This is a genomic window from Brevibacillus soli (assembly GCF_044759095.2).
GTDB lineage: Bacteria > Bacillota > Bacilli > Brevibacillales > Brevibacillaceae > JBIYSM02.
In genome coordinates, this window is record NZ_JBIYSM020000025.1 from 47,693 (window position 1) to 63,607 (window position 15,915).

At 54.7% G+C, this 15,915-nt stretch carries 17 protein-coding genes and 1 pseudogene; 13 read left to right on the plus strand and 5 right to left on the minus strand.

Translation table 11 applies throughout. From position 1 onward, the window contains the following. Positions 1-13 precede the first annotated feature (13 nt). Entirely contained in the window at positions 14-790 is a 777-nt protein-coding gene (locus tag ACE99V_RS12040) for an ABC transporter ATP-binding protein (protein WP_400491333.1), read from the plus strand. A 16-nt stretch (positions 791-806) separates the two neighbouring features. Beyond that, positions 807-1,514 carry an ABC transporter ATP-binding protein gene (locus ACE99V_RS12045; protein ID WP_400491334.1) on the plus strand — a complete coding sequence of 236 codons (708 nt, stop codon included), beginning with the start codon at positions 807-809 and terminating at the stop codon, positions 1,512-1,514. 65 nt (positions 1,515-1,579) lie between these two features. On the opposite strand, the pseudogene ACE99V_RS12050 reads toward ACE99V_RS12045, so the two are convergent. Beyond that, positions 1,580-1,828: pseudogene (locus tag ACE99V_RS12050) on the minus strand (amino acid permease); the annotation flags it as partial. 107 nt (positions 1,829-1,935) lie between these two features. Here ACE99V_RS12050 and pdxR point away from each other — a divergent pair. Genes pdxR through ACE99V_RS12065 form a run of 3 tightly spaced genes read left to right on the plus strand, consistent with a single transcriptional unit; the run spans position 1,936 to position 4,368 of the window. Beyond that, complete coding sequence (gene pdxR / locus ACE99V_RS12055; protein WP_400491335.1) at positions 1,936-3,369, plus strand: MocR-like pyridoxine biosynthesis transcription factor PdxR; 1,434 nt, start codon at positions 1,936-1,938, stop codon at positions 3,367-3,369. A gap of 11 nt (positions 3,370-3,380) precedes the next feature. Beyond that, complete coding sequence (locus ACE99V_RS12060) at positions 3,381-4,064, plus strand: AzlC family ABC transporter permease (RefSeq protein WP_400491336.1); 684 nt, start codon at positions 3,381-3,383, stop codon at positions 4,062-4,064. Next, positions 4,054-4,368 (plus strand): AzlD domain-containing protein, encoded by a 315-nt coding sequence (locus tag ACE99V_RS12065; RefSeq protein ID WP_400491337.1) that lies wholly within the window; start codon positions 4,054-4,056, stop codon positions 4,366-4,368. Before ACE99V_RS12060 ends, ACE99V_RS12065 begins: the two co-directional genes overlap by 11 nt. Before the next feature lie 52 nt (positions 4,369-4,420). On the opposite strand, the gene ACE99V_RS12070 is transcribed toward ACE99V_RS12065, so the two are convergent. After that, positions 4,421-5,179 (minus strand): IclR family transcriptional regulator, encoded by a 759-nt coding sequence (locus tag ACE99V_RS12070; RefSeq protein WP_400491338.1) that lies wholly within the window; start codon positions 5,177-5,179, stop codon positions 4,421-4,423. A 183-nt stretch (positions 5,180-5,362) separates the two neighbouring features. Between ACE99V_RS12070 and ACE99V_RS12075 the strand changes: the two genes are divergently transcribed. The 5 genes from ACE99V_RS12075 to ACE99V_RS12095 are packed head-to-tail and all read left to right on the plus strand — an operon-like array spanning position 5,363 to position 10,394. Continuing rightward, positions 5,363-6,490 carry an ABC transporter substrate-binding protein gene (locus ACE99V_RS12075; protein ID WP_400491339.1) on the plus strand — a complete coding sequence of 376 codons (1,128 nt, stop codon included), beginning with the start codon at positions 5,363-5,365 and terminating at the stop codon, positions 6,488-6,490. A gap of 9 nt (positions 6,491-6,499) precedes the next feature. Further along, positions 6,500-7,603, plus strand: coding sequence for an ABC transporter ATP-binding protein (locus ACE99V_RS12080; protein ID WP_400491340.1), 1,104 nt, complete (start codon positions 6,500-6,502; stop codon positions 7,601-7,603). Next, on the plus strand, positions 7,600-8,445 hold the full coding sequence (locus ACE99V_RS12085; RefSeq protein WP_400491341.1) for an ABC transporter permease: 846 nt from the start codon (positions 7,600-7,602) through the stop codon (positions 8,443-8,445). Before ACE99V_RS12080 ends, ACE99V_RS12085 begins: the two co-directional genes overlap by 4 nt. Then, positions 8,442-9,242, plus strand: coding sequence for an ABC transporter permease (locus ACE99V_RS12090; protein WP_400491342.1), 801 nt, complete (start codon positions 8,442-8,444; stop codon positions 9,240-9,242). Before ACE99V_RS12085 ends, ACE99V_RS12090 begins: the two co-directional genes overlap by 4 nt. Positions 9,243-9,263: 21 nt before the next feature. Further along, on the plus strand, positions 9,264-10,394 hold the full coding sequence (locus tag ACE99V_RS12095; RefSeq protein WP_400491343.1) for a M20 family metallopeptidase: 1,131 nt from the start codon (positions 9,264-9,266) through the stop codon (positions 10,392-10,394). A 190-nt stretch (positions 10,395-10,584) separates the two neighbouring features. Here ACE99V_RS12095 and ACE99V_RS12100 read toward each other — a convergent pair whose 3' ends face one another. From ACE99V_RS12100 to ACE99V_RS12110, 3 genes are all read right to left on the minus strand, one after another. Then, positions 10,585-11,184: a hypothetical protein gene (locus ACE99V_RS12100; RefSeq protein WP_400491344.1), complete on the minus strand. Its 600-nt coding sequence runs from the start codon at positions 11,182-11,184 to the stop codon at positions 10,585-10,587. A gap of 175 nt (positions 11,185-11,359) precedes the next feature. Beyond that, complete coding sequence (locus ACE99V_RS12105) at positions 11,360-12,769, minus strand: sensor histidine kinase (RefSeq protein WP_400491345.1); 1,410 nt, start codon at positions 12,767-12,769, stop codon at positions 11,360-11,362. Next, positions 12,766-13,464 (minus strand): response regulator transcription factor, encoded by a 699-nt coding sequence (locus tag ACE99V_RS12110; RefSeq protein ID WP_400491346.1) that lies wholly within the window; start codon positions 13,462-13,464, stop codon positions 12,766-12,768. Before ACE99V_RS12110 ends, ACE99V_RS12105 begins: the two co-directional genes overlap by 4 nt. A 169-nt stretch (positions 13,465-13,633) precedes the next feature. On the opposite strand from ACE99V_RS12110, the gene ACE99V_RS12115 reads away from it, so the two are divergent. From ACE99V_RS12115 to pcrB, 3 genes are all read left to right on the plus strand, one after another. Continuing rightward, entirely contained in the window at positions 13,634-14,698 is a 1,065-nt protein-coding gene (locus ACE99V_RS12115; RefSeq protein WP_400491347.1) for a DUF3048 domain-containing protein, read from the plus strand. 104 nt (positions 14,699-14,802) lie between these two features. Continuing rightward, entirely contained in the window at positions 14,803-15,093 is a 291-nt protein-coding gene (locus ACE99V_RS12120; protein WP_400491348.1) for a YerC/YecD family TrpR-related protein, read from the plus strand. Between the two features lie 17 nt (positions 15,094-15,110). Further along, positions 15,111-15,806, plus strand: coding sequence for a heptaprenylglyceryl phosphate synthase (gene pcrB, locus ACE99V_RS12125; RefSeq protein WP_400491349.1), 696 nt, complete (start codon positions 15,111-15,113; stop codon positions 15,804-15,806). The last annotated feature ends 109 nt before the right edge of the window (positions 15,807-15,915 follow it).

Here is a 15,915-nt window from a genome sequence, read left to right on the forward strand (position 1 = left end):
AGGAGGGAATAGAATGGCACTATTGGAAGCAAACGGCCTGACGAAGCGGTTCGGCGGACTCGTCGCCAACCAGGACGTCACCGTGAAGATCGATAAGGGAACGATTACAGCCGTCATTGGTCCGAACGGCGCCGGGAAAACCACGTTTTTCAACATGATTACAGGCTTCTATGAACCGGATGAGGGAGAGATTCTCCTGAACGGGAAAAGCATCAAGGGACTTCGTCCGGATCAAATCGCCGCGTACGGCATCACCCGGACCTTTCAAAACATTCGCCTGTTCAAAGAGATGACGGCTTTGGAAAACGTGATGGTCGGTGTTCACAGCCGCCTGTCCGCAGGGATTTTGGGTATCCTGTTCAATACCAAGCGGGTGCGTGAGGAAGAGGAACGCGCACGTGTGGAAGCGTACCAGCTGATGGAGTACGTCGGTATTTCCCACGTCGCGAACGAAGCGGCCGGAAGCCTGCCGTACGGCTTGCAGCGCCGCCTGGAAATCGCCCGCGCATTGGCCACCAATCCGCAGATCATTTTGCTTGACGAGCCGGCTGCAGGGATGAACCCGCGGGAGACGCTTGAGATGACCGACTTTATCCGCCGTTTGAAAAAAGAGCTGGATTTGACCATCATTTTGATTGAACACGACATGAAGCTCGTCATGGGCTTGAGCGAATACATCCACGTGCTGGACTACGGACGCAAAATTGCCGAGGGGACTCCGGAGCAGATCCGCAACAACCCGAACGTGATCGAAGCGTACCTCGGCAAGAGCGCGACGGAAGTGTCGTAAGAGGGGGGAACGAGACATGGCACTGCTGGAACTGCAAAACGTACACACCTATTACGGCGGTATTCACGCACTGAAAGGTTTAAGCATCCGGGTCGAGGAGGGTGAGGTCGTCACCTTGATCGGCTCCAACGGGGCAGGCAAGTCGACGACGTTGAAAACCATTTGCGGACAGACACGCGCCCGCGAAGGGAAAGTCTTTTTCAACGGCCAAGACATCACCGGAATGCGCACGCACGATATTGCGCAGCTGGGAATCGCCCACGTGCCGGAAGGGCGCCGCATCTTTCCGAAACTGACCGTGCGGGAGAATCTGGAGATGGGGGCCTTTTCCGTGACCGACAAGGCGCTCGTTGAAGAGGGGATCGAGCGGGCCTTCCGCTACTTCCCGCGCTTGAAAGAGCGGATGAATCAAAAGGGCGGCACGATGTCCGGGGGCGAACAGCAGATGTTGGCCATCGCCCGCGGATTGATGATGAAGCCGAAGATTCTGATGCTGGACGAGCCGTCCATGGGTCTCGCTCCGATTCTGGTGGAGCTGATCTTTGACATCGTGACCGAGCTCAATCGCGAAGGCATGACGATTCTTTTGGTAGAGCAAAACGCCAACCAGGCGCTCTCCGTTGCCAACCGCGGCTACGTTATTCAAACCGGTGAGATCATTCTTCAGGATGATGCCCGGACGCTGTTGGCCAATCCGCAAGTGCGGGAAGCCTACCTGGCCTAATCTGTGGACAAGAACCGATGGAACTCAAACGAGTCCATCGGTTTTTTGCTGCAGCGCCACCTGACGCCAAGGGTGGGGCCATACGCCATTTTGACAAAGGTAGCTGCTCCACCTGCGTCAGGATAGGCACGGGACATGGCGGCGAAGGAGTAAGCCAGAGGAAAGCTTAACAAAATCACCAGCAGCCAGGCAAGCAAGGAAGCGGGTCCGGCGACGTTGGCCGTGCTGCCGGAGAGAAACAGGACACCGGATCCGAGGATGGCCGCCACGTAGAGGGAGGTGCAGTGGGACAATCCGATGGAGCGTTGGTTCAAGGCAATCTCTCCTTTCTGCAGGAATCTTCTGTTATGATAGAAAAAACTGACCCTTTTCGAAAGGGACAGAATTTCTGAATGCGTAGTGGTCAGATGGAGGGAAGGCAGTGGATATCAGTCCGCGCTTGGACGAAGGGGCAGAGCAGCCTTTATATATGCAGTTGTACCATTATTTTCGCGAGGAGATACAGACGGGGCGGCTTCCGTCTGCCACACGACTGCCATCCGTTCGGGATTTGTGCCGCTTTCTGCAGCTGAGCAAAACAACGGTAGAGTCGGCGTACCATCAGCTGATGGCGGAAGGATACATTGAAAGCCGGGAGAGGAGCGGTTTCTATGTGGTGGAGATGGACTCGGAACTGACGGCCTCTCCTGCTGCGCCCACCTCCCCTCTCCTGTCAGCCGGGGAGGGCTTGAAAAAGGAAACGATCCGTTACGATTTCCACCCGGCCAGAGTGGAGGCGGAACACTTTCCCTTTGATCTGTGGCGCAAGTACACCAATCAATGCTTCCGTGCGGAGCACAAGGAGATCATTCACTATGGAGACCGTCAGGGGGAGCCGGAACTGCGGGAACAGCTGGCCTCCTATCTGCGGAGGGCGCGCGGTGTCAACTGCACCGCGGATCAAATTGTGCTGGCGGCCGGTACCCAGTTGATTATCAACCTGCTTTGTCAAATGATCGGAGTCGACGGGCGCCCCGTCGCGATGGAAGAGCCGGGGTACAATGGAGTTCGCTCCGTGTTTGTGCATCTCGGGTATGCGCTTCGTCCCATTCCCCTGGAAGATGACGGTATCGATGTAGAAGCATTGGCATCAAGTGACGCGCGGCTTGTCTACATTACGCCGTCCCATCAGGATCCGTCGGGGGCTGTGATGCCGTTCGCCAAACGGATGAGACTGCTGCAATGGGCGGCGAAAGCGAACGGGCTCATCATCGAAGACGATTATGACGGCGAGTTTCGCTACCACGGCAAACCGATTCCTTCCCTGCAGGGCATGGATACCCACGGAAACGTCGTCTATATTGGCACGTTTTCCAAGTCGCTGCTCCCCGCCATTCGCATCAGTTACATGGTGCTGCCTCCGGGGCTGCTCGCCATTTTTCACGGTCGCTTTTCCACGTACGATCAGAGTGTGTCCCCGATTCACCAAAAGGTGCTGGCTCTGTTCATGAAAAACGGAGAATGGGAGCGGCACATCCGCAAGATGCGTACGATCTACCAGAAAAAACACGATGTCATGCTTCATGCGCTGCGGGCGGTGATGGGACAGCATGTGCAGGTCAGAGGGCAGGATGCGGGTTTGTCCGTGACGCTGGAAGTGAACAGCCGGCTGTCAGCGGATGAGCTTGCGCAGGAGGCGGAGCGGGCCGGAATTCGCGTCTATCCGACGACCGGGAAATGGCTGCATCCGCCGCAAAACCGTCCGCCTGCTTTTCAGCTGGGCTTCGGCGGTTTGACGGTTGAGCAGATCGAGGAGGGGATCCGGCAGCTGTACCGGTGTTGGAAGCCTTTCCTCGAAAAGAAGGCCGGGACGTAGGAGGGAGAAATTTGTCGTCGACGTATGTGTTGTTCGCAAAAGGGATGAAACAAATTGTGCCGGTAGCCGCTGCCGGGGTTGTGGACGGGTTGGTGTTCGGCATTTTGGCCAGACAGGCTGGACTGGGCGTTGCGGAAGCGATGTTATTTTCCCTGCTCGTGAATGCGGGATCGTCGCAGTTTGCGGCCGTGGGACTGATTTCGCAAGGGATCGTCGGGTGGCCGATTCTGGTGTCCACCTTCCTTTTGAACGCGCGTCAACTGCTGTACGGGTTGTCGCTTGGTCCGCATTTTCGCGAGACGTCTCCGTGGAAGCTTTCGCTCATGGCGGCGACCTTGAATGATGAAACCTATGCGTTAAAAGCGACATACCTGTCGTCGGGAGAACGACCGAGCCTTGCCTTTTTTGCAGGGGCCAGCGTCACCGACTACCTGATCTGGAACGCAAGCACATTGGCCGGAGCGCTGTTTGGCGCCGTATTTACCGAACCGGAGAGATTTGGTCTGGACTTTGCGTTTACCGCCACCTTTCTCGGGTTTCTTGCGGTGAATCTGCTTTCGTCGTTTCACGTCAAAGTGGGCCTGTGTTCGGCCGCCGTTGCCTGTCTGGGGTTTTGGCTGGGGGGAGCGACAGCCGCAGTGATTGCAGGAACGTTGACAGCGGTTGGGATGGGAGCGTTGTCTGATGAACACTAGCGTCGTATGGTACATCATCGGGATGGCGGTCATCACCTATCTCACTCGTTTTCCCATGCTGCTGATCAGCTCTCGCTGGGAGATTCCTCAGTGGTTGCGCAGGGGGCTGGCGATGGTGCCGGTAGGAGTGTTCAGTTCGCTCACGATTCCGCCGGTTCTGTTTCACACAAGGGAAGGGGCCTGGAGTCCCGAATACCTGATCGCGGGTACAGCCTCGCTGGTTGTGGGCCTGTGGAAAAAGCAGATCGTTCTCTCCTTGCTGACAGGTGTGGCGGTGGTGGCAGCATGGCGCATGTTTTTGTGAATAAAAAGACCCTCTGCATGGCGGATAAACGCTGCGGCAGAGGGTTTTGACGTTACGGCCGGTACCCCAGTTTTTGAGACATTTCCCGGGCCGTCTTCAGCAGGTGCTGCAAGATTGATTCCTGCTGCAGAAGAACGCGGTCGGATGGACCAATGACGCTGATGGCCGCCGTAACTTGTCCGGTGGAATCAAAGATGGGGGCAGCCATACCTGTCACGCCCACGTTGCGCCGATTGGAGCTGATCTCGTAGCCACGAGCCTTGATTTCTCGCAGGTTTTCCCGAATCTCTTCGGCACTTGTAAAAGAGTGTGGCGTGTAAGACCGAATCTCGGCATGAGCCAGAATTTCTTCTTGAAACGATTCCGGTTGATAAGCGAGCAGTACCCGTGAACCCGTAGTAGCATAGGGAGGAAAACGCCTGTAGTTCTCTACATTGAAGCGAATGGGGAGTGGAGAATCTACCTTGGCTACGTAAATGGCGTCTTTCTTGTCGAGCACACAAAGCACGACCAATTCCTGAGTGGAGGAGACCAAATCGTGCATGTGCGGCAGTGAAAAGTCAACGATATCGTGGTTTTTAATGACTTTCGTGCCTAGCTCAAGCAACGTGTACCCCAATGTGTACTGCTTCGTCTCTTCATTTTTGCGAATAAAGCCCTCCGCTTCCAAGGTGACCAGCAGCTTGTGAACGGCCCCTTTGGACAATTGAAGCCGCTTGCTCACCTCAGTGACGCCCATTTCGCGCGGAGAGTCCAGGAACAGCTTGAGCAGCCGGCAGCTGTTACGAACGGAAGAAAGAACGTGATCCATACCAGAAACTCCTTCAGAGGTATTTGATGGAGAATACTCTCAGTCTATCAAAAATGCTGTCTTTCGAAAAACGAAAAAGTTGAATAGTCAGTATCTTTATGCTAGTATAACACTAGTGTTCCCGAATGGCAAACAACGTTCTCTATTCGTGAACAATGATCATCAATTGGGGGTTGAACAAAAGTGAAAAAGAAAGCGTTATCCATTCTGTCAGTCATTGCATTGACCGGATCTCTGCTGGCCGGTTGCGGTACGTCCGCGCCGCAGTCGTCCGCTCCGCAAAAGAGCGAACCTGCTCCCGCAGGCGGAAATCAACCTGCTGCCCAGGCTCAACTGGAGGACACTTTGGTGGTTGCCGGGAATGGGGCGACGGTTGAAAAGCTGATGAAAGATCACATCTTCAAAAAGTTTAACGAAAAATATCCCAACGTGAAGCTCACGTATGTGTCGGGTGTCTCCACGGAGATCGTGGCCAAGGTAAAGGCGCAGAAAAATTCGCCGCAGATCGACGTGACCATCATCGAAGGCGGAGAGCAGGAAAAAGGCCGTCAGGAAGGGCTGTGGGAGACCATTACCGAGGCAGACGTGCCGAACATGGCCAAAGTGCCAGCCGACCTCAAGATACGAGACGACAGCGGGGTAACCGTCAACTTTACTCCGATGGGGATTTCCTACAATGCTGAACTGGTGAAAGAAAAGAATCTGCCGGTGCCGAAGTCGTGGAATGACCTGGCCAAACCGGAACTAAAGGGCTACATTACCATGACCGATATCGCCAGCAACTTCGGCCGCTCTGCCACCATCATGCTGGCCTATGCCAACGGAGGCTCCGAGAAAAACATCGACCCTGGCTTTGAAAAGCTGAAAACGATTGCCAGCTACATGCCGACCTTTGCCAAGAGCGCTGCTCAGCTGCAGCAGAACCTGCAAAGCAAAAGCGCAGCCTATACCACCTGGACAATGGCACGCAGCCTGACCCAGAAGAAAGCTGGTTTGCCGCTTGAGTTCGTCTTCCCGGAAGAAGGAGCCAACGTCGTGCCGAACGTGGCCACATTGGTAAAAAACGCCAAGCATCCGGAAGCAGCCAAAGCTTTCATTGATTTCCTGTTGACCGAAGAAGTGCAAACCATGTACGCCGCCGAGCTGTACTACAATCCGGCCGTAGACGTAAAACTGCCGGATGATTTGGCGAAGCAACTTGAATTTGACCGCAGTAAAGTGGTGATCTTCGATTACGACGTCGTAGGTAACAAAACAGCGGAATGGCTGGATCGCTTTAACCGGGAAATTGCTCCAAACGTAGGAAAGTAGGTGTCCATCTTGGGTAAGAACATCGATGTTGAGTTGCGAAACATCAAGAAGACCTTCCAAAGCAACGTGGTGGTGCAAAATTTCAACCTGCAGGTCGAGCAAGGAGAGTTTATCTCCTTTCTCGGCCCGTCCGGGTGCGGAAAAACGACCACACTCAACATGATTGCCGGCTTTTTGGAGCCCGACGAAGGGGATCTCTTCATCAAGGGGCAGCGCATGAACGGCGTGCCTCCGTACAAGCGGGAATTGGGAATGGTGTTTCAAACCTATTCACTCTTTCCGCACATGACCGTGGCCGAAAATGTGGCCTATGGACTGAAGCTGCGCAAGGTAGGCAAAGCAGAGGCGCAGGAGCGGGTCAAACGGGTATTGGACCTGGTCAAGCTGCCCAATGTGTCTGATCGCTACCCGAAGCAGCTGTCTGGTGGACAGCGGCAGCGGATCGCCATTGCCCGCGCTTTGGTCATAGAGCCATCGCTCTTGCTCTTGGACGAACCGCTCAGCAACCTGGACGCCAAGCTTCGCGAAGAACTGAGGGACGAACTGAAACGACTGCATCAGGAGATCGGCGTAACCACCATCTTTGTTACCCACGACCAGGAGGAAGCGCTGTCGCTGTCCGATCGCATCGTTGTATTGAACCACGGGTTTGTGGAGCAGATCGGAAAACCGTTGGAGATCTACAACCGTCCGGCATCGGAATTTGTTCATACCTTTATCGGCAAGACCAACAGGCTGAGCGGGGAAGTAGTGGAGCAGGACGGTTCGCGTCTCTTGATAAAAACGGACACTGGTCTTTTGATCAGAGCAGGTCGCCAGGAACGCTCCTTTGTCCAGCGGGAAAAGGTAAAGGTGTTTATCCGCCCGGAAAAGATCAAGATCGCCCCGGCTGTCACCGGACAAGGAGGCGAGAATCAGGCAAGCGGCGAAATCGTCATGACCTCATTCCTGGGGGCGTTTTCCGAATGTGAAATTCATGCAGGGAAACTCTCCTTGTCGGCGAAGGTGCAAATGGCGGACAGCAGCATTAACCTGGAACCCGGACGAGCCGTTTCTTGCAGCTGGGACGAAGCAGACGTACTGGTTCTGCCGACAGAGAGGGATGGCCGATGAACGGTAGACGGTTGGCCATTCTCCTGTTGACGGCGCCGGGCATGATCGTCCTGTTGGGAGTGTTTCTGATCCCGATGCTGCTTATGCTGCTGTTGAGCTTTCAGGACGATCTGGAACAGTTCACCTTGCAAAATTACCTGTTGTTTATTCAGGATCCGTTTTATCTGGATATTCTGTGGCGCAGCATTCGTGTCAGCTTGTGGACCGTTCTTCTGACGCTATTGCTGGGCTATCCTGTTGCCATGTACATGGCGCAGGCGTCCGGTCGGATGAGGGGGATTATCACGATGCTCATCCTTGCTCCGCATTTGATCAGTGTAGTCATTCGCAACTTTGGCTGGGTGGTCGTGCTCGGAAACAACGGTTGGATTAATGAGATGCTGCTCAAGCTGGGAGTTATTCAGGAACCGTTGGAGCTTCTCTACAACGAGCTGGGGGTCGTCATTGGTCTGACTGACGCATTTATCGCGTATATGGTCCTGGCGATTGCCACCAGTCTGTACGCCATTGACCCATCCTTGTCCAAGGCGGCTTCCATCCTGGGAGCTACGCGATTGCGCACGTTCGCTTCTGTCACACTCCCGCTTAGTCTTCCGGGAATCGTGGCCGGCGTCACGCTGGTTTTCAGTCTCTCGATGAGTGCGTATGTGACTCCGGCATTGATGGGGGGAACCTCTGTCAAGGTCATGCCGGTTATCGTGTATGAGCAAATCATGTCCACGCTGAACTGGCCGTTGGGCGCAGCTCTCTCCTTCCTGCTGCTGGGCAGTACGTTTGTCCTGGTGAGCCTGTTTACACGGTTGGTGGAGACGAAGCGGTACAGAGAGGTGTTTTCATCATGAAGCGGATCAACTGGTTGGGTGTCGTTACATGGATCGTATTGCTTTTGGTCAATTTGCCGTTTCTCGTGATTATTCCGACTTCATTTACGGCAGCGGGTTATCTGTCATTCCCGCCGGAAGGTTTTTCCTGGAAGTGGTATACGATGATACTGGATCGGCCGGAATTTGTCGATTCGTTCTGGTTTAGCCTGAAGCTGGCTGCAATTACCGCCGTGCTGGCCACCCTGATTGGCACGCTGGCTGCGTTTGCGTTGGCCAAGTACAAGTTCCGCGGCAGCGGTGTCCTGAATGCATTGATGCTGTCACCGCTTACGGTACCGTCGTTAATCATCGGTATCGCTGCTTTGATTTTTTTCACCCGGATTGGACTGGCGGGGACGTTTACCGGCCTGCTGCTGTCTCACATCTTGATATCCATTCCCTACGTGGTGCGTCTGGTGCTCACGGGACTCAGCACCTTTGACTTCACCCTGGAACGGGCCGGGTACATGTTGGGGGCACGTCCGGCACGGGTTTTTTGGGACGTTACCCTGCCACTTCTTCGACCGGCCATTCTCTCGGGAATGATTTTTTCCTTCTTGACTTCGTTCGACAACGTTACAGTGTCACTGTTTCTGGTCGCGCCCGATACGACGACGCTGCCGCTGGCGATCTTCAACTACATGCAGGAAACGCTGGATCCGCTGGTAGCGTCCATTTCTACCGTGGTCATCCTGATCAGTCTGGGTTTCATTTTGCTGCTGGAGAAAGTCTACGGGCTGGAGCGTTTGTTCGGACTTAACTCTCAATCACATTAAACGTAAGGACAGTGACTCTAGATGCACTCCTATATCCGAGAACAAATGAACGACTTTCTGCAGCTGCTGGAGGAGAGCGTCAACATGGATTCGCCTTCCCGGGACAAGCCGCAGGGTGACCGGATGGCGAACTGGTACGGGCAACTGTTTGAACGCCTGACGGGCGGAAAGGCGGTACGCATTCACAACGATACGTACGGCGATCAGCTTCGCTGCGAGCTGGGGAACGGGGAAAAGCAGATTCTCTTGATCGGCCATTACGACACGGTATGGCCGCTGGGAGAGGCGGAGCGGCGGCCGTTTACCATCGCGGATGGAAAGGCGTTCGGACCAGGGGTTTACGACATGAAAGCGGGTCTGCTTCAGGCGATGTTTGCTCTTCATGTCCTGCGGGAGTGGGATCGTTTCCCGAAAGACAAGCGAGTCGTGTTCTTGATCAATAGCGATGAAGAGATCGGGAGTCCGACATCCCGCCGCCTGGTGGAGGAAGAAGCTCGCCAATCATCTGCTTGTTTCGTTCTGGAACCCCCGACCGAACCGAATGGAGCACTGAAAACCTGGCGAAAGGGAAGCGCTCATTATTCCCTGACGGTGAACGGTGTCTCCGCCCATGCCGGGGTTGATCATCACAAAGGGGTTTCCGCCATTGAGGAGCTGTCCCGACAGGTACAGGCCTTGCATGCGCTCACGGACTACGAAACGGGAACCACGGTCAACGTTGGCGTGATCCGCGGCGGCATCGGTGCCAATGTCATTGCGGACTACGCGGAGGCCGAAGTAGACATCCGAATGATGACGACGGAAGAAGCGAAACGGTTGGACCAATGGATGTCAACCCTGCAGCCGACTCTGCCGGGGGCTCGGTTGTCGGTCACAGGCGGCATCCGCCGTCCTCCCATGCAGCGTACGGAGCAGACAGCCCAACTGTTTGCACTCGCTCGCAAGATCAGCGCTGACGAATTGGGCATGGAACTGGAGGAGTCTGGAACAGGCGGGGTGAGCGACGGCAATTTTGCAGCCTCCTGCGGGGTGCCGACGCTGGATGGTCTGGGAGCCCGCGGCGGGTTTGCCCATTCGCCGGGTGAGTTTGTCACCCTTGAAGATATCCCTTTGAGAACCGCACTCCTCGCCCGCTTGCTCGAGACGTGTTGAAACGGAGGCGTTTTGCTGGCAAAGGCGCTTCACAAACCAAAACTTTGAAAGAGTACCAGCACGTTACGGTGCTGGTTTTTCCGTTTAATCCGGCTCGTTCGAGCAGTCATAGAAAAAGCGATAAAGGTGCCATCTCTGATAAAAGGGGCAATCCCTCAGTCTAAACTAGACTTTTGGGACAGCCCCTTCTCTATAGAATATCGCCTTTGTCTTCACTCGGTTTTGATTGTGACAGAATAACGCCCAGCTCTACGTCAGCAATGCGTCGATTGACGTATTGAATCGCGTTTCCAAGCTTCTCAAACTCCTGGAACATCATCCGATCCCTCGCCTGATTTTCCAGCCGCATCTCCCGCAATTCCTGAAGGAAGGTGAGCTGGTTTGATTCTAGAACGGATACTCTTGCATCAAGGGAAGAGACTTTGGAATCGAGAGACGACACCTTGGAATCGAGAGACGACACTTTGGAATCGAGAGAAGACACTTTAGTATCAAGGGAAGACACTTTGGAATCAAGGGAAGACACTTTAGCATCGAGAGACGACACCTTGGAATCGAGAGACGACACCTTGGAATCGAGAGACGACACTTTAGTATCGAGGGAAGACACTTTGGAATCAAGGGAAGACACTTTGGAATCAAGGGAAGACACTTTAGTATCGAGAGACGACACCTTGGAATCAAGGGACGACACTTTAGTATCGAGAGACGACACTTTGGAATCAAGAACGGAGATGTTCTCGTGAACGTGCTTCAGTTCTTGAAGGATCAGGTCAAGTTTATCACTCATGGTTTCTCATCCTTTCGAGGAAGGGAGCACCCAACCTCTGAAGGGTGCTGTCAATATTGTAAACATTCTTTGGTACGTTCGCAAAGTTAATTAGATGGAGAATTCGCCTTCCGGGTTCTTGTAACAGAAGAAGCTCATGCTCGCCATATGGAAGGCGCATGAGCTTCCGTATTATCTACGTCGTTCCTGCAGGGTGAAGCGGAAGAGTGATGGTAAACACCGGTCCGTCCGCTTCATTGCTTGCCTTGATGCTGCCGTCGTGGGCTTCAAAGACGGCGCGGGCGATCGCAAGACCAAGTCCGTGCTTGCCTGATTTCCCTTTGCGGAAGCGTTGAAACAGGTTGGGCAGCAGCGTTTCCTCGATCGGCGGGCCGTCGTTGGCGATGGTGAGAGTAATGGCGTCTCCCGTTTGTTTGCCGGTGATGGTCAAGCGGCTTTTGGCATAACGCAGCTGGTTTTCCAGAAGATTGACAAATGCAGTGCTCAGCTGTTCGCCGTCCCCTTCAATCGTGAGCGAGGCCGGCAGATGAAGCTCCCAGCGGATGTCCGGATTGAGGACGGAGAGCCGCTGCTCCAGCAGGTGAAACATCTCCGTCAGATCCACGCGGTTCTTTTGCATCATCTGGGCAATCGATTCGACTTTGGTGAGATACAGCAGCTGCTCCACGACTTTTTCCAGACGCTTGCTTTCCTCCATAATAATCTGCAGTCCCTTTTCAGCCTGCGGGCCGCGAAAGACCCCTTCCAGCAATCCATGCGCATACCCCTGGATCGCCATGATCGGCGTTTTCAGCTCGTGGGAAATGTTCTGGACAAAATGGCGCTGAGACTCGTCGTATTCCTTCAGTTGGTTCTTCATCGTCTCAAAGGAGCGGGCAAGCTGGCCGATTTCATCCTCGCGATCGACCGTGAGCGGGATGTCAAACTGGCGGCGGGCAATTTTCTGGCAGGATTCGTCCAACCGGCGAAGCGGATTGCTCAGGTAGCGGCTAAACCAGACAGCCAACAGCCAACTGACCAAAAGGAGCACGGCGAAGATCAGAAAGAACTGACGGGTCAGCAGGGCGTTGATTTGGTTCAGCTCCCGTTCCTTGGAAAACAGCACCAAATAGTAGGGAAAGCCGTGGTAATCCATCTGTTTGCTGACGAACAGATAATCTTCCGAACCCCGCTCAAGGGTGCCGTGCTGCAGTCGATTGCGCGGATAGGAGGCGGCCAGGCGGAACAGCTCGGCGGCATCGGAGGGGGGAATGGGCTCGGCACTCCGGCTGCCCAATTGCTGCCCGTTGGCCGCGAAGACGATGACGTCAAATGAGTACTCGTACCGGGAGAGCAGCAGCTGCAGGAAGTAGGGTGCCGCCGCCGGAACGGGAAGCAGTTCGCGGTTTTCCGTAAAGGCGATGTGGCTGGCCAGCGTTTCGAACTCTTCTTCGAGCAGGGCGTAGGCGTTTCCGACGAGATACTGTTTGATGGCCAGCGGGTAAAGGGTACCCACACTGACGCCCAGTACGGTGGTGAGCAGCATGAACAGGATGAGGATCTGGCGGGAGAGCGGCAGGTTTTTCAACTGAAAACGGCTTCTCATGTCGCGGTCATCCGGTAGCCGAAGCCGTACACGGTTTCCAGCGGGAACTTCGGTAGTTTCTTGCGAATTCGCTTGACCAGATCGTCCACTGCCCGGTCCGAGCCGATATAATCCTCTCCCCATACGGCCCGCAGGATCTGCTCCCGATGCAGTGCAATGCCCCGATTGTGGAGCAGGTAGATGATGAATTCAAACTCCTTGGTCGTCAGCTCGATTGGCGTTTCGCCTTCCTTCACGAGCCTGCCTTTTTCTGAAATCAGGTAGGGGCCGACTTCCACCCAGTCATGGAATTGCTGCGGCTGGTTCGGCAGGCTGCCGCTCTTTTCGTAGGTACGCTGCAAAAGCTTTTGCACCCGGATGACCAGCTCGCGTGGGAGAAACGGCTTGGCCAGATAGTCGTCGCTGCCTAGCTCCAGCCCGATAATTTTGTCAATGTCCTGATCGCGGGCTGAGATGAAGATAATCGGCACGTCCGACTTGCTGCGAATCAGCCGAAGCAGCTCGTATCCGTCAATATCGGGGAGCATGATATCGAGAATCCACAGGTGGGGCTGTTCCTGTTCCAGTACCGGGAGCACCTCTGCGCCGCTTTTGAACGCCTTCACCTGATAGCCAGCGTTTTGCAGATAAGATTGAAGCAGTTCCAGCAAGGTGGTTTCGTCATCCACCAAATAGACAAGGTAAGGGGTCGTCACAGCATATCCCTCGCTTCTTTCCATATTCTATGATTATTGTAGCACAGCTAAAAACACCATGTGTGGCAGGCTGGTAGGAGAATCATGGGAAACTTGTGTAAGCAGGATTCACAGCCGTTTATGAAGAAAGAAGAGGAAAACAAAGAGAAAACTGGAAAGGAGCGCTTCCATGAATCGACGTCAAAAACCGGTGTTCTCCCTGCTGCTTCTCAGTCTCGTGATGATGGCGGCATGCAGCCAGCCGGTCGGAACTCCGCCAAATCCCGCTCCGGAGCAGCCGCCGGCTCCTACGGTTGAGCAGCCCAAGCCGTCTGAACCTCAGACCCCGACCTATACCTACACGGCTCCCTTTACCGGTTTGGGTACCAACGAGCGTTTGGACAATCGCCCAATCATGGTGATGATCAATAACGCTCCGCAGGCAAGGCCGCAGTCCGGCTTGAACAAGGCGGATATTGTTTACGAAGTGCTTGCTGAAGGAGAAATGACCCGTTTTCTTGCCATTTACCAGAGTCAGAAGCCAGAGGTGATCGGACCTGTGCGCAGTATCCGGCCGTATTTCATCCAGATCGGCGTAGGCTTTGACGCCGTGATGATTCACGCCGGCGGCAGTCCGGATGCCCTGGAGACGCTTGCCCGATCCGACTACAGTTCCGTCAACGAAATCGCCAACAGCCGATACTTCTGGCGGGAGAAGTTTCGCAAGGCCCCGCACAACCTGTACACCGATCCTGGCCTGATTGAGCAGGCAATCCGGGAAAAGGGAATGAGACCTGCTTCCGAGCTTCCGTTCTTCCCGTTCCTGCCCGCTGATGCAGTGATTGCGCAGGGAGAACCGGCCGGAAAAATTGACGTGACCTACCATCAACTGAACAAGATCAGCTACAGCTATGATTCGTCCAGCAAAAAATACCTGAGGTTTACGGCCGGCAAGCCCCACATCGATCTGACAACCAATCAGCAGCTGTCCGTGACCAACCTGCTTGTGATCGCCGCCAAGCACCGCGTTCTGGACAAGGAAGGACGCAGGCAGGTGGACGTAGTTGGGCCGGGCGACGGCTACCTGTTTCAGCAGGGAAAGGCGCGCAAGGTAAAGTGGAAGCGCAGCGGCGGGGTGATCCGCGCATATGCAGACGCCGGGATGACCGAGGAATTGCCGCTTTTGCCGGGCAACACCTGGATCAACATCGTCCCGCACGTACCGGGGTTGACCCATTCGGTGAAATTCCAATAGGGACTTGAAGTTGTCGGGAATATCCCATAAGATAGGTAATAGGGCTTTAACGCATAAAAATTTTACAGAGAAATAGTTTCCCTACGAATTTATGGGGTGATCGCATGCAATTGGAGAAATTGAAGGGCAAGGGAATCGAACAGCTGTTTGAGGCAATCCTGTCGTTGGAAACGATCGAGGAGTGCTATCAGTTTTTCGACGATCTCTGCACGATTAATGAAATGCAGTCGTTGGCACAGCGTCTGGAAGTTGCGCGCATGCTGCGAAAAGGGTTCACGTACAACCAGATCGAAGCGGAGACCGGGGCCAGCACGGCGACAATCTCCCGCGTGAAGCGCTGTCTGAACTACGGCAACGACGGATACCAGCTGGCGCTTGAGAGGATTGGCAAATAGATTGGGAGGCAGCATCTGTGATTGACTTTCGTGGCTGGCGTCATACGTTTAAACTGGATCCCGACAAGCCGATTGACGACGAAGCTCTTGAGGCATTGTGCGAGTCGGGAACGGATGCCGTTCTGGTGGGCGGCACGTACGGTGTAACCTATGACAATACGCTGGAGCTGATGTCCCGCATCCGTCGCTACGCGGTACCTGTCGTTCTCGAGATCTCCTCGCTGGAGGCGGTGGTGCCGGGCTTCGACGCCTACTTCGTACCGCTCGTGCTGAATGCGGGTGATCCCGATTGGCTGTTTGCCCCGCACGTTGCCGGACTGCGTGACTACGGTTCCTATATTCACTGGGAAGAGATTTTCGCCGAGGGCTATTTGATCGGGAATCCGGATGCTTCGGTTGCAAGGCTGACCAAGGCCAAGCCGATCGCTGACGCGGAGGAAGCCAAGGCGTACGCCCGGGTAGCAGCAAAACTTTGCCGACTGCCGATTGTTTATGTGGAGTACAGCGGCACATACGGGGATCCGGAGATTGTCCGGGCGTGCAAAGCGGGAGCAGAAGACGCCCACCTGTTTTACGGCGGGGGCATCCGTACAGTTGAACAGGCTGTGGAAATGGCACAAATCGCCGACACCGTCGTGGTCGGAAACATCATATACGAAGATTTGAAAGCGGCGCTTGCCACTGTCGAAGCGGTGAAGCGCCCAGTCGTGTAGAGGGAGACGGGGCTCGTCTCCTTTTTTGGCATATAAGACTTCCATGCCGCGTTCACGGCATCACTGATGAATGAAAATATTGTCAATACTGCTACTACGGCTGGCGAAG